Below are 17,806 nucleotides of genomic sequence, written 5' to 3'. Positions count from 1 at the left end.
TGGGAGAGGCGGGGAATGGGTTACTCGTCGGGTCTGGAGACGAGGCCGTCGTGGAGGGTGACCGGTTTGCCGATGCCTTCGACCCGGTACTCGACGGGTGGTTCCTCGCCCATGTTGAGGTAGACGTCCCGGATATGGCACATGAGATGACTCACCATCAGCGCCTGGAACGAGTCTGGGAACTCGAAGTCGTCGCGCTCGAACTCGAGCGGTGGGAGACTGAGGACGAGAGACGTCGCGGTCGGGTGTCCCTCGACGTCGTAGTTCGTCGCCTGCGGGTCGCCATTCGCGTCCTTGTACTGGACGCTGGGTGGAGAAGAGCCGATGAACCGGTTGTCGTCGTCGATGTGGATGTACATCCGGACGCGCTCGACCCCTTGGACGTCGTCGTCGATGCGCTCGCCGGTGTGGTCGCGCACCGCATCGTAGTAGTCCCGGAAGTGCTCGACGAACGTCTCCGTCGGGAGCGTCCGCACGATATCCATCGCCCGCTCGAGCTCGCTCGGGATCCAACTCGGCGTCTCGATGAGCTCCCTGTCCTCGAAGTGGACGTGCGCGGCGTATTCGGCACGCACCCGCACCTGCTGCATGAGACGCTCCTCCTCGTCCGTTCGCTTCGTCGAATCCTGCGGATACACATCCTGGCCATGGTTGGTGACATTGCCGTCCCAGTCGAGGGTGATCTGATGCAGATCACCGTTATTATCGATAACACGCACACCTAAGCCGTCCTCGTCGTAGCCCGCGATTTCAGTCTCCATGTGTTGTAATCTTCCTCATACTGTTACTCGTGGTCTTTCTCGAACGCTTCGCCTTCTCTGAGATTACCATCGGTCTCAAGACTTTCATCCTCCTCGAAATACTCCTCTTCGACCGTCCCACTTTCTCCACCAGTCTCTTTCGTTGCCTGCTCGGTGTCGTCGTCACCGAGCGAGTGGTCGACGAGGTCGCCGAGGTCGTCGATGACCGTTTCGGCGGTTCCCGTCGCACCTTTGTCTTTGATGCCCTCCCAGCTCTGGATGTCCTTGTCGAAGTGATCGACTGCCATCGACTTGAGCGACCTGGCGGCCGCACCGCCAGCGAACCCTTTGCCTGCGCCCACGGCCGCCGCCGCCGCGATCGCCGGCAGCCCGCCGGCACCCGCACCCAGCGCGATGGCGCCACCAGCGACCGCCCCCTTCGCGATGGACTTGATCCCGCCTTTCTTCGCACCCGCTTTGGCGTGGTTGGTCAAGCCCCAGGGCTTCTTTCGTGGGGTTAGATCGCGTTGCCGACAGCTCCACCGACCATCACGATCGTCCCCCATTGCGGATTCCAGAGCACGGCGACGACGGCGCCGACGACGACAAACAGCAACGAGACCAGTATATCCGGGACCTCTGGCCGGTCCGTCAAGTACGTCACGTACAGTGTGGTCAAAACGACCTGCGCCACCGCGACCAGTCCGAACAGTTCCCACGTGAACTCCACCATCGATACACACCACTGTTTATTCCACCATAGTAAGTTCGATTTAATCCGCACGGCGAGCCCATCTCCACGCTGCTCCCTGACTCTAGGTAGGGCTTCAGCTGACGGCCGTCACTCGCCGAAGCGCTTGACGAGCCCCTCGTGGAGCGTGGTGGTCTTGCCCATCCCCTTGACCTGGTACTCGGCCAGTGGTTCCTCTCCCATGTTCAGGTAGATATCCCGGATCTGGCACATGAGGTTGCTGACGACGAGCGCCTGGAACGAGTCCGGGAACTCGAACTCATCACGCTCGAACGTCAACGGTGGAAGCGTCACGACGAACTCGTCAGCGTCCTCGGGCCCGACCGCATGCAGGTTGGTGACTTGAACTTCCCCGGAGGTGTCCCGGTACTGGACCTTCGGCGGGGTGGAGTCGACGAACTCGTCGTCGTCGTTGAGATAGATACCCATCCGGATACGCTGGACGTGGTCGACGTCGTCGTCGATCCGCTCGCCTTTGTCATCGCGCACCGCATCGTAGTACTCCCGGAAATGCTCGACGAACGTCTCCGTGGGAAGAGTTCGAACCGCGTCCATCGCACGCTCGAGTTCGCTCGGTATCCACGAGAGTTGATCGATAAGGTCTCTGCCCTCAAAGTGTACGTGCGCGGCGTATCTCGCGCGTGCGCTGACTTGTTGCATGAGCCGCTCCTCCTCGTCGGTTCGCTTCGTCGAATCCTTCGGGTAGACGTCCTGTCCATGGCTGGTGACGTTCCCGTCCCAATCTAAGGCGATCTCATGAAGATCTCCGTTAGTGTCGAAGACCCGAACGCCCAACCCATCCTCGTCCCAGTCAGCAATTTCTGTTTCCATATTCATTTATCCGTCTTTCCGTTATTCTTCGGGAGCATTCCCAGATTTCGCGTCACCATTGAAGTACTCGTTTTCGCCGGTTCCAACATCGGCATCGGTCTCATTCGCTGCCTCCACGCTGTCGTCGTCCCCGAGGGAGTGGCCAACCGTGCTGAGGGCGTCGTCGACGACGGTCCCTTCGAGGTCTTTCGGGAGCTTCGTTCGTGATGCCCTCCATCGTGGTGTAGTCTCGGTTCCAGTCTTTCAGGCGTTCCATGCCGACTGACTTGACGGTGCCAGCACCGAAGCCGGCTGCACCGCCGATGAGTGCGGCCGCTCCAACCGCAGGCAGCGCCGCGCCTAGTTGAATCGGTCAGGTGAGACACGTTCGGAAAGTTGACGAGGGGAGTGCGTTACTCGTCGGGTCTGGAGACGAGTCCCTCGTGGAGCGTGGTGGTCTTGCCCATCCCCTTGACTTGGTACTCGACGGGTGGTTCCTCGCCCATGTTCAGGTAGATATCCCGGATCTGGCACATGAGGTTGCTGACGACGAGCGCCTGGAACGAGTCCGGGAACTCGAACTCCTCGCGTTCGAACGTCAACGGTGGAAGCGTGACGACGAACTCGTCAGCGTCCTCTGGCCCGACTGCATGCAGGTTGGTGACGTGGGTCTCGCCGGAGGTGTCCCGGTACTGGACCTTGGGTGGGGTGGAGTCGACGAACTCGTCGTCGTCGTTGAGGTAGATGAGTTTCCGAACGCGGTCGACCGACTGGACGTCGTCGTCGATGCGCTCGCCTTTGTCATCGCGCACCGCATCGTAGTACTCCCGGAAATGCTCGGCGAACGTCTCGGTGGGAAGGATTCGAACCGCCTCCATCGCGCGCTCAAGCTCGCTCGGGATCCACGAAAGTTGTTCGATGATCTCTCTGTCCTCGAAGTGCACGTGTGCAGCGAACCTAGCACGCGCACAGACTTGCTGCATGAGCCGCTCCTCTTCGTCGGTGCGCTTCGCGGGGTCTTTCGGATAGACGTCCTGTCCGTGTTTCTCGATGTTGCCGTCCCAATCCAGTTCGAACGTGTGCCGATCACCGTTGGGGTCGTAGACTTCGACACCGAGACCGCGTTCGTCGTGACCCATTATTCTCGTTTCCATGCCCAGAGGATTCGCTTCGTTGTTGCTCATGTTCTCATTCGGTCTCAAGTTCTTCTTCGTTCGGTTCTAACACTTCATCATCGCCCTCGAACCTGTTGTCGCGCGAATCCGCATAATCCTCGGGACCATGCGTCGTCTCCGCGGTGTCGGCATTCCCACCAGCGGAGCCGATGAAGTCGCCGATGTTGTCGGCGAGGTTCCCGATGTCTTTCGGGGCTTCGTTCGTGATGCCCTCCATCGTGGTGTAGTCTCGGTTGTAGTCTTTCAGGCGTTCCATGCCGACCGACTTGGCGGCGCCAGCACCGAAGCCGGCTGCCGCGCCGACGAGTGCGGCCGCTCCAACCGCAGGCAGCGCCGCGCCACCTACCACGGCCGTGCCGCCGGCGGTGAGGGCGGTAGCCCCGCCCTTGGCGATGGCTTTGATCCCGCCTTTCTTCAGACCGGCTTTGGCGTGGTCGATCAAGTCCTTGTCGCCGATCTCGTCGATGCCCACGCTGATGTCGTCCAGGTTGCCGTTCTTCAAGGCGTGTGGAATCGGTCAGGTGGGACACGTTCAGAGAGCCGACGAGGGGGAGTGGGTTACTCGTCGGGTCTGGAGACGAGGCCGTCGTGGAGGGTGACCGGTTTGCCGATGCCTTCGACCTGGTACTCGACGGGTGGTTCCTCGCCCATGTTGAGGTAGACGTCCCGGATCTGGCACATGAGGTGACTGACCATGAGCGCCTGGAAGGAATCGGGGAACTCGAAGTCGTCGCGCTGGAACTCGAGCGGTGGGAGGCTAAGGAGGATGGAGGTCGCGGTGGGGTGTCCCTCGACGTCGTAGTTCGTCGCTTGAGACTCGCCACTCGCATCCTTGTACCGGACGGTTGGTGCGGAGGACCCGATGAACCGGTTGTCGTCGTCGATGTGGATGTACATCCGGACGCGCTCGACCCCTTGGACGTCGTCGTCGATGCGCTCGCCGGTGTGGTCGCGCACCGCATCGAAGTAGTTCCGGAAGTGCTCGACGAACGTCTCCGTCGGGAGCGTCCGCACGATATCCATCGCCCGCTCGAGCTCGGCCGGAACCCAGGACGGGGTACTAATCAACTCTCTATCCTCGAAGTGCACGTGCGCCGCATAGACAGCACGCGCACAGACTTGCTGCATGAGCCGCTCCTCTTCGTCGGTGCGCTTCGCGGGGTCTTTCGGATAGACGTCCTGTCCGTGTTTCTCGATGTTGCCGTCCCAATCCAGTTCGAACGTGTGCCGATCACCGTTGGGGTCGTAGACTTCGACACCGAGACCGCGTTCGTCGTGACCCATTATTCTCGTTTCCATGCCCAGAGGATTCGCTTCGTTGTTGCTCATGTTCTCATTCGGTCTCAAGTTCTTCTTCGTTCGGTTCTAACACTTCATCATCGCCCTCGAACCTGTTGTCGCGCGAATCCGCATAATCCTCGGGACCATGCGTCGTCTCCGCGGTGTCGGCATTCCCACCAGCGGAGCCGATGAAGTCGCCGATGTTGTCGGCGAGGTTCCCGATGTCTTTCGGAGCTTCGTTCGTGATGCCCTCCATCGTCGTGTAGTCTCGGTTCCAGTCTTTCAGGCGTTCCATGCCGACCGACTTGGCGGCGCCAGCACCGAAGCCGGCTGCCATGCCGACCGCGGCGGCTGCGCCGATAGCCGGCAGGCCAGCGGCGCCACCTGCCAAGGCAGCGCCGCCGAAGACCGCCCCGCCCTTGGCGATGGCTTTGATCCCGCCTTTCTTGCCACCGGCTTTGGCGTGGTCGATCAAGTCCTTGTCGCCAATCTCGTCGATGCCCACGCTGATGTCGTCCAGGTTGCCGTTCTTCAAGGCGTGTGGAATCGGTCAGGTGGGACACGTTCAGAGAGCCGACGAGGGGGAGTGGGTTACTCGTCGAAGCGCTTGACGAGCCCGTCGTGGAGGGTGACCGGTTTGCCGATGCCTTCTACCCGGTACTCGACGGGTGGTTCCTCGCCCATGTTCAGATATACGTCCCGGATCTGGCACATGAGATGACTCACCATCAGCGCCTGGAAGGAATCGGGGAACTCGAAGTCATCGCGCTGGAACTCGAGCGGTGGGAGGCTAAGCAGGATGGAGGTCTCGGTCGGGTGACCCTCGACGTCGTAGTTCGTCGCCTGAGACTCGCCACTCGCATCCTTGTACCGGACGGTTGGTGCAGAGGAGCCCACGAACCGGTTGTCGTCGTCGATATGGATGTACATGCGGACGCGCTCGACCCCTTGGACGTCGTCGTCGATGCGCTCGCCGGTGTGGTCGCGCACCGCATCGTAATACTCCCGGAAGTGCTCGACGAACGTCTCCGTCGGGAGCGTCCGCACGATATCCATCGCCCGCTCGAGCTCGCTCGGAATCCAGGTTGGAGTATCGATGATTTCCTTCTCTTCGAAATGTACGTGCGCGGCGTATTCGGCCCGCACCCGCACCTGCTGCATGAGGCGCTCCTCCTCGTCGGTTCGCTTCGTCGAATCCTTCGGGTAGACGTCCTGTCCATGGCTGGTGACGTTCCCGTCCCAATCTAAGGCGATCTCATGAAGATCTCCGTTAGTGTCGAAGACCCGAACGCCCAACCCATCCTCGTCCCAGTCAGCAATTTCTGTGTCCATATTCATTTATCCGTCTTTCCGTTATTCTTCGAGGTCATTCCCAGATTTCGCGTCACCATTGAAGTACTCGTTTTCGCCGGTTCCGACATCAGCATCGGTCTCCTTCGTTGTCCGCGCGGTGTCGTCGTCATCGGGCGAGTGGTCGACGAGGTCGCCGAGGTCGTCGGCAATCGTCTCGGCGGTCCCCGTCACGCCTTTGTCTTTGATGCCCTCCCAGCTCTGGATGTCCTTGTCGAAGTGATCGCCTGCCATCGACTTGAGCGACCCGGCGGCCGCGCCGCCGGCGAACCCTTTGCCTGCGCCCACGGCCGCCGCCGCCGCGATCGCCGGCAGCCCGCCGGCACCCGCACCCAGCGCGATGGCGCCACCAGCGACCGCCCCCTTCGCGATGGACTTGATCCCACCTTTCTTCACACCCGCTTTGGCGTGATCCAGCAAGCCCGTGTCACCGATCTCGTCGATACCCTCGCTGAGAGCCTCCATATCGCCGTTCTCAAACGCTCGCGCGACGATCTCCTGTTGGACGGCTTCGTCCTTCTGGCGGAACTCGTACCCACTCATCTCGCCCAGGTCGACGTCGGTCCCCTTCCGGTAGTGGAGGTACTCTGCGCGGTCCTCGTACTGTTGTCGTTCCTCCGCCGATAGCTCGTCGGTATCCTTGAGAATCGTCGTGTCGTTGGCGGAGACGTAACTGTCGTCGAGTTCCCTCATTGCCTCGCGCTTGGCGTCGACTTCAGTGTACTCGCCGTCTGGTTGCTCGAAGTACTCGCCGCCGCCGGTACTGGTGAAGTCCGCGCCACCGTCTGCGACAATCTGCCTCGTCGATGGGTTCTCCAACTCCGGTGCCGCGTCCGTCTTCACACTGCTCGTGCTGCTGGAGTCACCGCTCGCGGTCGTCCCACCACCGCTAGTCGCCGACTGCTGGTCGCTTGCGTTCACGGTCTCGCTGCTGGCGAGGCTGTCCCCACCACCGTCACCGCTGCCGCCGAGGCCTGCCATGCCTTTGGCCTTGGATCCCAGCTTCTTTCCGGCGGATGTCGCGGCGCTTGCCGCGCCGCCGAGGCCTGTTCCGCTCAGTCCCTGGCCGCAGATGAGGATCGGGAGCGCGCACGTTGCCGCCAGGATCGCCGTCGGCTGGGTGAGATCGATGACGAAACTCATCGGGGTCGCGAAGCTGCCGTCGGCGGTCATCGCTGCGGACCCCGTGAGGGTCTCCGCCAGGAACGTGGTGCCGACCCTGAAGATGGCGGCGAAGAGGATGCCCGCGGGGATGAGCATCCCGGTGGCCTTGAAGAGCTTCTCGCTGAGTTGCTTCGCGTACTTCAATGGGCCTGCGTCGGCGATCCAGAACACCAACAGGAGCGGGAACAGTCCGTACGTGAGGATGATGATGATCTGGCGGGCGACGAGGACGATGAACAGCAGTATCTGGGTGAGGCCGACGACCAGGAGGATGAGGGAGCCGTACAGCATCAGCATGATGGTGGTCTGGAGGCTCGGGTCGCCGCCGATGCTGGGGTTACTCGGGAGTGACTGTCCGAAGTTCGCGCCTTGGAGGAACAGGTCGATGCTGGCGTTCGTCACCTCGAACGCCCACGCGAACGCGCCCTGCGCGAACAGCGTCCCGTCACCGGGCGGGTTCACGATGAGGATCGCCATGAGTGCGGCGAACGCGCGGGTCATGAACTGGTACGGGTCGACGTCCTCGTTCCCGGGGAACAGCTGGAACATGCCGAGGTACGACAGGCCGAACAGCGTCAGCAGCGAGAAGAACAGGATCGTCGAGAGCTCGTACATCTCGGCGACCTTCGACAGCTCGCTCGGCTGGAGTTTCAGCATCTCGCCGAGTGCCTCGGAGAACAGGAGTTCGATGAGTTCGAAGACCGCCCCGAACATCGCTCGGTTGATCGATTTGAGGAGGTCCTTCAGTCCGAGGTCGATGGCGGCTGGGGCTAGCGTGGACGCGTCGCTGAGGGCGTGCAGGAGGTTGCGCACACCAGCGACCCACGTAGCCATCAGAACGCAACTTTCAGCCAATACGACTTAAAATTTATTTTTTGTGTATGTCGGTGGCTGGACGGAGACGACAGACACGACCACGACCCAGCAACCTACCCCCCACGACCACGACGCCCCGACCCATCATCCGACTCCCACTCCTCCTCAGCAGGCTGCTCGCCACCACCCGACACAGCAGGCACCGAATCCAGATCCAGCACCCGCTCACGAACCCCGGTCGTACTCACCGTGCTCCGCTACCCCACGAGTATCCCACAAACAGTTCTCACTCGTCGGCGGTCTCGACTTGGGCCTCGAATGCGGCGGCGAGGCGCTCGCGCATCGCGTCCCGGCGAAGGCGGCGAGCGCGGTCCTCGGACAGGTAGTTGTTGAGAACGACCTCGGGGTCGCTGCTGCCCTGCTCAGCGGCGATGTCCTCAAGGCCGGCGATGACGTCCTGGAGCGTCTCCGAGTACCTATCGTACCAGAACCGCCGACACAGCTGGGGCGACGGCCGCTCGCCGTCAATCTCGTCGGGGAGACCGGCGGTGTCGGCGAGGTCGCGGAACCGCCGCCACACCGTCTGCCGCGAGATGTGTGCAGCATCGTCTCGGGTGGACGGGAAGAGGTAGCCGTTCCACGCGGTGCGGTCGCTGAGTTGTGCGAGGCGGTCATCGAGAACCTCCATCCCGTAGAGGAGACTCACCGATCCGGGGCCGTTCTTGCGGTCGTCGAACTCGATGCGCGGGACGTCGTCACCGTCGCGGTCGATCTGGTTGACGTGCAAGGCGGCGACCTCGTTCGCGCGCAACCCCCAGCCCGCGAGCGCGATGACGAGCAACTCGTCTGCTGGCGTCTTGACGACGTCCATGAGCGCCTGCACGTGCTCCGTTCGGAGTGCTGGCGTGTCGCCGTCGGTCGTGGTGTCCCACTTGAACTCGTCGTCGAGGCCGCCCGCCGGATTCGTCGCGGCAACCTGGCGGGAGACGAGATGCGAGTAGAACGAGTCGACGATGTCCGCGATGCGCTTGATGGTGGTGTCGCTCCGGTCGTTGGCCTCGTTGAGGTGGTCGAAGGCGGCGAACACCTCGTCGACGGCCTCGTAGGCCGGGGTGTCCGAGTCTCGGGCGACCGACGCGAGGAGACGTGCGTGGTCGTTCGCGAGCTTGAACGCTCTGACGTAGCCGTTGAGGCGATAGCGGAGCGTGTCGACGCTGGACTCGCTCAGGCCGTAGCGACTGGCACGACGGTCCAGGAAGTGTTCGAGCGCTTCGATGGTCCGCTGGTCGCCGGTGCCCCAGTCGTAGTCCCACGCGGCCGCGTCGGGCGCGATGAGGCTGCTCCAGAATTCGTCGAAGGGCTGGTCGTGGTGGCGGCGGAGGGCGGCGACGAAGCGGCGGTAGCCGTTGTCGTCGAGCCAGCTGTAGGTGGGTTTCTCGGTCTCGACGTCGATGCCGTCGGCGCCGGCGTCGCTGGCGATGTGGCGCCAGAAGTACTGCTGCATGTCGCTGAGGTCCTGCTCGGTCCAGCGGCGCGTGGGCGGTGCGTCGTCGTGTGCTGTGTCCGGGGTTTCCCCGGGGTGCGTGGGGTCAGACATGGGTTCTCGGTGAGGGTGTGGTTGGATTTGCGCGGTTTCTCGGGGGTTACCCGGGTTTCGCTGGTGTTGGGTGATTCTAAGACCCTGTTTTTCGCGTGATTCGGTGTTTGTGTTGGAGTGTGTAGTAGTTTGTGTCTGTTACTGACCAGAAGAGTCAGTTATACACACGCTATCAGCGGCAGTCTCCGAACGGAACCTGATAAATCACATGACGCTATATAAAAATCGAGAGTCGGTGGCTGACAGAAAGACCGAGGATAGATATTGACAAACCATCAGCCCCAAATCAGGAATACACTCGGGGACCTAATTGTCAACGCGCTTTCTTGCTAAAATGTAGCCAGCAAATGCGCCGACGGGGATTATGAACCCTCCAATAGATACTGACACGATTGTGGCGCTAATAAACATAAACCATAGAAGAGCATACACAACCTCTGGAGTTAGTGCTATTTGGTCAATATTCAGAATGACCTGTACAAGCGGAACCATCAACGTTGTGACATCCTCCTCGCCGTAAACGGCGAGGCTTCCCACACATGGGGAATACCAGTCAATCGCCGTCACCAGAACCGGAGGTTCTGGTTGGCTCACGAGACACAGCCTCGTGCACGCTGGTAGAGGGTTCCGACTCTTCGTCGGCCGTGAGCGTCATCTGCGAGGGTGTCTCGCTCGTCTCACGGTGAGTCGAGGCCGTGTCACTACAGCTCCCATCCCGAGGCGAGTCATCGCGTTCCGCCTTGTCAAGCGGAACGCTCTCTCCCCACGGGTCAACCCGTCGTGCGATATTCGCGGCAGCGTTGATATCGGCCTGAAACGTCGAAACGTGGCAATCGTCGTGCGGACATCGGAACTCGGCTTGGGAGTCCCGCCGACCGATGCGATGGCACGAGTGGCACGTCTGCGAGGTGTACGCCGGATTCACGTACTCGACTGGGATGCCTGCTTCAGTCGCCTTGTCTTCGATGCGCCCTTGCAGTCGGGCGAACGCCCACGAGTGAAGCCGACGGTTCATGTACGTCCCATAGTCGAGACGCTCACGGATGTACGTGAGGTCCTCCATCACCAACACCGGGTTCTCGAACTGCTCGGCGTACTCGACGGCTTCCCGAGACGCTTTCTCCACGATGTCGGTGAGCGCGTTCTGGTAATGGTCGAACCGTTCGTCGGTACGCCACTCCGATGCGTCGCGCTCTTGGAGTCGTTTCAGCGTCGTGTGCATCTCTTTGCGGAGATGCTTCGCTCTGCTTCCGCTACGCACGAGCGGGTCAGTCGGAGACCCGTCCTTGAGGGCACAGCCCGTGATAAGGGCGGTTTCTCCGATGTCTAAGCCGATGTGCGTGGCGTCACCGTCAGTCGCTGGATCTTCGACCGGGTACTCGACGGTGACGTGCAGTACCCAGTTATTCCGGTGTTTCTGAAGCCGTATCTCGCCCGCCTTCGCGTCCTCGGCTACGAGGTCGTGCCAGAGGGCTTCCTGTTCGGGGTTGATACGGAGCGGTATCCAGAAGTTCGTTCCCCGACCGGGACGCGGAACCCACCACGTGAACTCGTAGTCGCGCTCTGTGGAGTGGTCGAACGTTGCAGCCTGGTTCGTGAGCCGTATCGGGTGTTCGTCGTCCAACTCGTTGGCGTCGTACGTCTTGCGGAGTTTCGGGACGTAGTTGCAGAGCGCAGCTTTGGCCTGATACGGTAGGTTGTAGGGCGTGACGATGTCGCTCACCGACGACATGGTACTCGCCCCGGCGTCGAACGCCTCTTGCAGACCGTCACGGTACGTGTCGAGCAGGTCGTCGAGTTTCGACTGCTTGTGCGCGGTGGGTGGCGCGAACGTCGCCTGCAACGTCTTCGTGACGGTCGTAGGCACGCTACTGGTCCTCCACGTACTCCATCAGTACGTCGATGCTCACTTGGCCGGTGGTGGCGAGGAAGTACCCCGGTTGCCAGAACGCGCTGTCGAGCGCCTGGCGAACCTCGGGGTTCTCGTCACGGATTTTGCGGGATGTGACGCCCTTGAGCGAATTGATGAACTTGGTGAGGTCGGTCGTTGGTTTCGCCGTGAACAGAATGTGAACGTGGTCGGACCCGCCGTTGACATTCTGGATGCTCACGCCGTAGTCCTCGGAGATGTCGCTGGTAATCTCACTGATACGCTCTGCGATCTCGTCGGTGAGGAGGTCTGCGCGGTACTTCGTGACGGTCACGAAGTGATATTGGAGCGCGTAGACCGTGTGCGACCCGGTTTCGAGGTTGTACTTCATTTGGCCGTACTGATTTCTGTAGACCCAATTCTAATAAAAGCTCGCTGTCGTGGGGTATTCGGCCTGCAACCGATGGTGGAGCGTGAGGCAGTTGTCGGCTTCACGCCCGCCGTGAACGGCGGGATTCTCGCCTTGAAGAAAGATAGTTGGATGAGGATTGGCCGGTGAACAAAAAGGTATATAATTGGCTGCTTGGACGAACAGGTATGATAAATGGTATTACCCGTCGAAACGCAATTGTAGTCGCTTCTATGAGCTTAGCACCCCTTTCAGGGTGTACATTTATCAGAGACGATACTTATACCGTAACCATACATTTGATTAATAATACCCCCTCAGAGCAAGAATTCTACACCGAGCTAACTTACGATGATGACAAGCACCAATTTGGAAGAGTAAGGAGTATACCAGCCAGATCGGCAATAGAGATCAACACCAGTGTGCCTCAAAGAACATATATAATGAAAACTAACGTAGACGACATAGTTCCACGGCCAGAAAAAACTACAAAAGTAAAAGTCGCACAAAACGAATGTGAGGACACAATTTACTGTACTCTTGAGACTAGTGGCGGCAATTATAATCTCAGATATTCAAGACCGGAATGTTCCGGTGAATCATAACATTTCACCGAGTGATGAGTCACTTGGAGCAGGTGTGTCCCTAGGCACTGTCTAGTTTAGCACCTCCGCAGCTGGCATCTGTCCATCAAGCGCCTGATGCGGTCGCTGGTGGTTGTGTAGTGCATGGACTGTACAAGCCATTGCGGACGCTCGCCCAACCGCCCACCCACGAGTGATGGAAGCGGTCGATCCGCATCGTGAGCGTGTGAGACCACGTCTCAATCAGCTCGCTCCCATTCTCAACTTCACCAGAAGCCAACCAGGCATCCAGATCGGGGTCGATACTAATGTTCCGACGTTGCCGAACCATACCCGAGAGAAGGGCACAGCCACACAGGAATCCCCGATACACACCCATGTGGACTAGCGTCTGAAAGAAACAGACGGTCGTCGACGTTCCCTATAGTTCATCGCGTCGGGCGGCCTCAACGTAATCTGCGACTTCCTCAGGATGCTCAAGGAGAACGCGAATCGCAGCTTCGTCGAGTTCACGTCCCTCTACGTTCCGGATGTCACGGTCGGCGAGCTTGCGTTCGACCTCGAACTTCCGGAGGTCCTCCCAATCGCTCCAGACCGCAGGCCGGACGTACATCTGCTGTTGTTTGGTCTCACCGAACTCGAAGGCCGGCGTATCGAGAGCATCCTCTTCCGTCATCTCGTCCGCCTGGTCACTCCCGGTGCTCGAGACGTCCGTGCTCGTCGCCGCTGATTCGCTCATATCACTCGAGTCAGTAGCGGAGTCAGAGACGGCGGTGACGTCAGGGTCGCTGTCTTCAGTATCCTCGGTGTCGTCGGTGTCTTCTTCGGCGACGGCCTGGTCGAGATCGTCGAAGCCCCCCATTATCGAGTCACCTCACCGCGTTCGACGATTTCCGCAAGTTCCTCGTAGCAATACAGTTGATCACATTCGGTGTCGGCGTCCCGAACAGGCGTGCCGGTCAGCGTCTGGCCGATGGTCTCACGGTGTCGAATTCCAGGGAGAGGACCATCGTAGGTGCCGTTGTCGATCTGTTCCCACTCCTCGTCGGTCCGGAACGCGAAGTTTGGAAGCTTCGATCGGACGTGTTCCCGGTTATGTATAGCATCCAAGAGTTTACGATCGTTCGTTGCTTGGTCGATGCGCTTCTGGAGATCGGTCGGGACCACGCTCAGCACGCTCATGTCGTCGATTCCAGCGTCGCGGGCCTCCATGACGAGCCGGGAGACGGTGTTCGTGAGGCCGGAATCATACCCCGTCTCCGGTCGCAGCGGAATGATGAGGTTGCGGGTGGCGAACATCGCGTTGTCGTTGAGCTTCCCTCGAGAGGCGGGACAGTCGACGACGATGTAGTCGTAGTCGTCGCCGAGGAGTTCGTCGACGACAGTCTGTTTGACGCGCGTGGTGCCCATGGTGACGCTTCCGAGTGCGTCCTCGGTTTCCTCGATCTCCTCGTGAGAGGGGAAGAGGTCGAGGCCGTCGGTGACGTTCACGATGTATTCGCGGGGGTCTTCGCGTTCCTTGTAGACGCGTTTGGTGTGGTTCGTGTCTGCGGTGAAGGCGTGGTTGAACCCCATGCCGTTGGTGAGGTGGCCGTTGTCGTCGAGGTCGACGAGGAGCGCGCGGTCGTGTCTGTGCGCGAGTTCGCGTGCGAGGTTGACGGAGGTCGTGCTCTTGCCGTGGCCGCCTTTCAGTACGCCAACCGCGACTGCGCGTGGTTCTGCGTTCATGTTTGGTGACTCATCATCGCCCTGTGGGGCGGTTACACCCTGCTTAGAGCCCATTTGTTATAATCATACTGCACCTACCTCAGCTACCCCACCTTAGGCACCTCACTTACTCTAGTCACCTAAGCCACCTAAGGTGGCTGTAGCAGGTGCCTAAGTGAAGCCACCCCAGGTACACTATTTAGAACAGCCAGACCAGGGGAAGTAGCTAGAGTAGGTAAAGTAGGTAGAGCAGGTAAAGTAGCTAAAGCAGGTAAAATAGTCGCAATAGGTGGATTAGCTACGACAGGTAGCTTAGGTGCCTTAGGTAGTTTAGGCGAGTCAGTCAAAGTAGGTAGATCGGTTGGAGTAGGTGCAGTAGGTGAGAAAGGGGTAGGATTCGCCCTGGGTATGAGCAGAGGGCGTTCATTCGTTGAGTCGGGGCTACTGCGAGCCGAAATCCTGTTCAGGGCATGGGTCGCTCCAGGGGTCAGCCACTGCGGAGGTTCTCGAGAATCCGCAGATACGATTTACGCAGAGCAGGTGTGCGACTGGAGTTTGCTCGACGCTTGCAGAGCTTCAATAGGCCAGCCATCGGTAACACTCGAAAGCACGACGCTACTGAACAGCAATCGGTTCCACCAGCGAGGCCTTCGAAGGCGTGCTTGGCTTGCACTGCCCGACCTCAAGCAGTGGTGGGACGACCTCTCGGACGTGTACTCGAAGGTCCTCCAAACCGTCGTGGAACGGCTGTTCGACAACCTCAAAGGACTCTCCAAACTCAAGGAAAACGGCTACAGCGTCGGTCAACTCAACTGGAAGCCACCACGGGAGTTCCGCAGTTTCACGTACAGTCAGTCTGGCTTCAAGCTCGACAAGAAGGGCGGTCAGACTGTTCTCTCACTCTCGAAACTCGCGGACATACCGATTCGGCTCCACCGTTTCATCCCCGACGACGCCAAACTCAAGCAGGTCACGGTCAAGAAGGAACCGACGGGCGAGTGGTTCGCCACGTTCGGTGTTGAGATGGACCGCGAACCACCCGAACCGCCTGAGACTCCCGAGCGGTGCGTCGGCATCGACGTGGGAATTCTCAAGTACGCTCACGACACGGACGGTACGGCGGTCGGGTCGCTCGACCTTTCGGACGAACGGGAGCGACTGGAACGCGAACAACGGTCGCTCTCACGGAAGGAACACGGGTCGAACAACTACGAGAAGCAACGGCGACGGGTCGCGGAGTGTCACGCTGACCTCCGTCGGAAGCGCCGCGACTTCCTGCACAAGCTCTCGGCGTACTACGCGAGAGAGTACGACCTCGTCGCGGTCGAAGACCTGAATGTGAGGGGAATGATGGAATCGCCGTCGAACAGCCGCAACACGGCGTCTGCCGCGTGGCGGACGTTCTTCTCGTTGCTCGAATACAAGTGCAAGCACGAGGGGACACACTTCGTGGCGGTCAACCCGAGAGGGACAACCAAGGAGTGCGCGTCGTGTGGCGTCTCGACGGAGAAGCCGCTGTGGGTCCGTGAACACTCCTGTCCGTCGTGTGGGTTCGAAGCGGACAGGGATGCGAACGCGGCGTGGAACATCCTTTCTCGCGGCCTCGAAGATGTAGGAGTGGGACACTCCGAAGGAACGCCTGTGGAGACTGCGCTCCCTGTGGACACCTCGGTGTCTACAAAGCGCGTCATCGAATCAGGAAGCCCTACCCCCAAGGAGCGAACGGCATCAGCCGTGAGCGAGTAGGGTAGGGTAGTTCACATCAGCGGTTCGGTGTAGGACGAGTACTACCGTGGCGCGCAGAGACTCGTTCTGTAGGAGGAACTCGATTGGCTGTAGGATTGTATTGTTTCTCGTTCTGTTCGGACCCCACCCACCCCACTACTTCCAGTGTTAGCGGAGAACAGCGTAACGATAGCTCTCTATGTGAGAGCTATCTACAAGTAGTTCACAACGTCGTTCGGGTATGGTTATTGCTAACACCTAATAAACTTATTCTAGCTATACTAGAATCATCTAGCGTAGTTTGGAGGAATAACAGCACTGCGACCGGTGCTAACACTGGAAGTGATGGGGTGGGGGTTCGGTATTCACGATCACGTCGGTCGAACCGACCACAGCTTACACTGGAAGTAGTGGGGTGGGGGTTCGGTATTCACGATCACGTCGGTCGAACCGACCACAGCTTACACTGGAAGTAGTGGGGTGGGGGTTCGGTATTCACAATCACGTCGGTCGAATCGGCCACAGCTTACACTGGAAGTGGTGGGGTTACCACAGCTGTAACACTGGAAGTAGTGGGGTGGGCGTCCGACTTAGGGCTCAACGAACTCCGACAACCCGTTTCGGACACTCTGAACGGACTGGTTGAGTTGGTGTTCTTTGAACTTCCCGCCACCTTTGCCACGATTAATCTCACTCGCCTCAATGATGCCAAGCGTGTCCAGCTCCGCGAGATATTCTCTAACCGCCCGATCCGACACCGGCTCGATTCCCATCTCGCGACAGACCTCGTTGTACGGCTCGTAGAGTTCCCGAGTCGGCACGGGGGTTTCGCCCTCTTCTTCGAGTCGCATCAACGCCCACAGGACGAACTGGCCGTGCTCGCTGTAGTTGCGTATCCCTTCGACGACTTGGTCGGTTTGTAGCCGTTCGCGTGCGTCACCGACGTGCGCTTCGGTGACGATGTCGTTATCTTGTTCACGAGCAACGTCGCCGCTCTCCAGGAGGAGATCGAGGGCTTGGCGTGCGTCACCGGAGTCTTTCGCTCCGTATGCGGCACACATCGGAACGACGCCATCTTCGAGCACGCCCTCTTGGAAGGCGACGGCTTGGCGTTGTTCGAGGACCTGTCGGAGCTCGCCAGCATCGTAGGCACTGAACGAGACTTCCTTTTCACAGAGCGAGGAGCGGACCTTCGACGAGAGTTGATTCCGGAAGTCGAGATCGTTTGAGATGCCGATGACGCCGAGGCGAGTCGTTGCCAGGTCGTCGTTCGAGCGTGCACGTGAGAGTTTGTAGAGGATGCTGTCGTCTTGGATGTGGTCGACTTCGTCGAGGACGATGAGGACGGTGCCGCCGAGGGATTCGAGTTCGTCGAAGAGGAATTGGTAGACGCTGGCTTGGGGGTAGCCGGTCTTGGAGATCTGGTTGTCGGCGGGGCGGAGTTCGTTGACGAGTGCGACGGCGGTTTGGTAGGAGGAGTTGAGGCCGTCGCAGTTGATGAAGACGGTGTTGAGGTCGAGGCCGTCGACGTCGGCGGCGGCCTGTTCGAGTCTGTCGAGGAGGAATTTCGTGGCTGCTGTTTTGCCGACGCCGCTTTTGCCGTAGAGGAAGATGTTGGAGGGCGGTTCGTTTTCGATGACGGGTTGGAGGGCGGCGTGGTAGTTTTCGAGTTCCTCGTCGCGGCCGACGAGCTGGTCTGGGGTCCATTCTTCAAGGAGTGCTTCGCGGCGCTCGAAGATGGCGCCGGTGGGAGCGAACTCGAAGTCGGGCATTCGTAGCTTGTGTCTCACCCCCACCACTTAACCCTTGCTTCCAATGCTTCCAACG

19 protein-coding genes and 1 pseudogene are annotated in these 17,806 nt (G+C 59.8%); 2 read left to right on the top strand and 18 right to left on the bottom strand.

The genetic code is table 11. The features are described from left to right. Positions 1-20 precede the first annotated feature (20 nt). The 14 genes from SM754_RS16945 to tnpA all read right to left on the bottom strand — a co-directional run bounded on the left by SM754_RS16945 (position 21) and on the right by tnpA (position 11,945). Complete coding sequence (locus SM754_RS16945) at positions 21-761, bottom strand: DUF7958 family protein (protein WP_323677347.1); 741 nt, start codon at positions 759-761, stop codon at positions 21-23. Between the two features lie 23 nt (positions 762-784). After that, the gene (locus SM754_RS16940; protein ID WP_323677346.1) at positions 785-1,234 is read right to left on the bottom strand and encodes a hypothetical protein; all 450 of its coding nucleotides are present in this window, start codon (positions 1,232-1,234) and stop codon (positions 785-787) included. Between the two features lie 23 nt (positions 1,235-1,257). After that, positions 1,258-1,473 (bottom strand): hypothetical protein, encoded by a 216-nt coding sequence (locus SM754_RS16935; RefSeq protein WP_323677345.1) that lies wholly within the window; start codon positions 1,471-1,473, stop codon positions 1,258-1,260. Between the two features lie 108 nt (positions 1,474-1,581). Continuing rightward, a complete protein-coding gene (locus tag SM754_RS16930; protein ID WP_501993815.1) occupies positions 1,582-2,322 on the bottom strand; it encodes a DUF7958 family protein in 741 nt (246 codons plus the stop codon). 392 nt (positions 2,323-2,714) lie between these two features. Further along, positions 2,715-3,455, bottom strand: coding sequence for a DUF7958 family protein (locus tag SM754_RS16925; protein ID WP_323677343.1), 741 nt, complete (start codon positions 3,453-3,455; stop codon positions 2,715-2,717). A gap of 34 nt (positions 3,456-3,489) precedes the next feature. Further along, positions 3,490-3,948, bottom strand: coding sequence for a hypothetical protein (locus tag SM754_RS16920; protein ID WP_323677342.1), 459 nt, complete (start codon positions 3,946-3,948; stop codon positions 3,490-3,492). Between the two features lie 86 nt (positions 3,949-4,034). Then, positions 4,035-4,775, bottom strand: a complete 741-nt coding sequence (locus SM754_RS16915) for a DUF7958 family protein (RefSeq protein ID WP_323677341.1) — start codon at positions 4,773-4,775, stop codon at positions 4,035-4,037. A gap of 34 nt (positions 4,776-4,809) precedes the next feature. Next, positions 4,810-5,292, bottom strand: coding sequence for a hypothetical protein (locus SM754_RS16910; RefSeq protein WP_323677340.1), 483 nt, complete (start codon positions 5,290-5,292; stop codon positions 4,810-4,812). Between the two features lie 56 nt (positions 5,293-5,348). Further along, a complete protein-coding gene (locus SM754_RS16905) occupies positions 5,349-6,089 on the bottom strand; it encodes a DUF7958 family protein (RefSeq protein ID WP_323677339.1) in 741 nt (246 codons plus the stop codon). Between the two features lie 21 nt (positions 6,090-6,110). After that, positions 6,111-8,105, bottom strand: a complete 1,995-nt coding sequence (locus SM754_RS16900; protein WP_323677338.1) for a TrbL/VirB6 family protein — start codon at positions 8,103-8,105, stop codon at positions 6,111-6,113. 268 nt (positions 8,106-8,373) lie between these two features. Beyond that, a complete protein-coding gene (locus SM754_RS16895) occupies positions 8,374-9,684 on the bottom strand; it encodes a tyrosine-type recombinase/integrase (protein ID WP_323677337.1) in 1,311 nt (436 codons plus the stop codon). Positions 9,685-9,990: 306 nt separating this feature from the next. Beyond that, entirely contained in the window at positions 9,991-10,221 is a 231-nt protein-coding gene (locus SM754_RS16890) for a hypothetical protein (protein ID WP_323677336.1), read from the bottom strand. 16 nt (positions 10,222-10,237) lie between these two features. Continuing rightward, positions 10,238-11,551, bottom strand: coding sequence for an RNA-guided endonuclease TnpB family protein (locus tag SM754_RS16885; RefSeq protein ID WP_323677335.1), 1,314 nt, complete (start codon positions 11,549-11,551; stop codon positions 10,238-10,240). Between the two features lies 1 nt (position 11,552). Continuing rightward, on the bottom strand, positions 11,553-11,945 hold the full coding sequence (gene tnpA / locus SM754_RS16880; protein WP_323677334.1) for an IS200/IS605 family transposase: 393 nt from the start codon (positions 11,943-11,945) through the stop codon (positions 11,553-11,555). 206 nt (positions 11,946-12,151) lie between these two features. Here tnpA and SM754_RS16875 point away from each other — a divergent pair, with 206 nt between their 5' ends. Next, the gene (locus SM754_RS16875; protein WP_323677333.1) at positions 12,152-12,568 is read left to right on the top strand and encodes a hypothetical protein; all 417 of its coding nucleotides are present in this window, start codon (positions 12,152-12,154) and stop codon (positions 12,566-12,568) included. Positions 12,569-12,619: 51 nt separating this feature from the next. Here the strand turns inward: SM754_RS16875 and SM754_RS16870 are convergent. The 3 genes and pseudogenes from SM754_RS16870 to SM754_RS16860 form a co-directional block, all read right to left on the bottom strand. Further along, a pseudogene (locus tag SM754_RS16870) lies at positions 12,620-12,794 on the bottom strand (IS6 family transposase); the annotation flags it as partial. Positions 12,795-12,968: 174 nt separating this feature from the next. Continuing rightward, complete coding sequence (locus tag SM754_RS16865) at positions 12,969-13,409, bottom strand: DUF7970 domain-containing protein (RefSeq protein WP_323677332.1); 441 nt, start codon at positions 13,407-13,409, stop codon at positions 12,969-12,971. Beyond that, complete coding sequence (locus SM754_RS16860) at positions 13,409-14,275, bottom strand: ParA family protein (protein ID WP_501993816.1); 867 nt, start codon at positions 14,273-14,275, stop codon at positions 13,409-13,411. Before SM754_RS16860 ends, SM754_RS16865 begins: the two co-directional genes overlap by 1 nt. Positions 14,276-14,872: 597 nt before the next feature. On the opposite strand from SM754_RS16860, the gene SM754_RS16855 reads away from it, so the two are divergent. Next, positions 14,873-16,000 carry an RNA-guided endonuclease InsQ/TnpB family protein gene (locus SM754_RS16855; protein ID WP_323677371.1) on the top strand — a complete coding sequence of 376 codons (1,128 nt, stop codon included), beginning with the start codon at positions 14,873-14,875 and terminating at the stop codon, positions 15,998-16,000. A gap of 569 nt (positions 16,001-16,569) precedes the next feature. Here the strand turns inward: SM754_RS16855 and SM754_RS16850 are convergent. Then, positions 16,570-17,751 (bottom strand): orc1/cdc6 family replication initiation protein, encoded by a 1,182-nt coding sequence (locus SM754_RS16850; protein ID WP_323677330.1) that lies wholly within the window; start codon positions 17,749-17,751, stop codon positions 16,570-16,572. Positions 17,752-17,806 lie beyond the last annotated feature (55 nt).

Source organism: Halorubellus amylolyticus (assembly GCF_034808145.1).
GTDB lineage: Archaea > Halobacteriota > Halobacteria > Halobacteriales > Natrialbaceae > Halorubellus.
The sequence above is the reverse complement of the archived record's forward strand: the minus strand, read 5'-3'. Positions and strand labels throughout refer to the sequence as shown.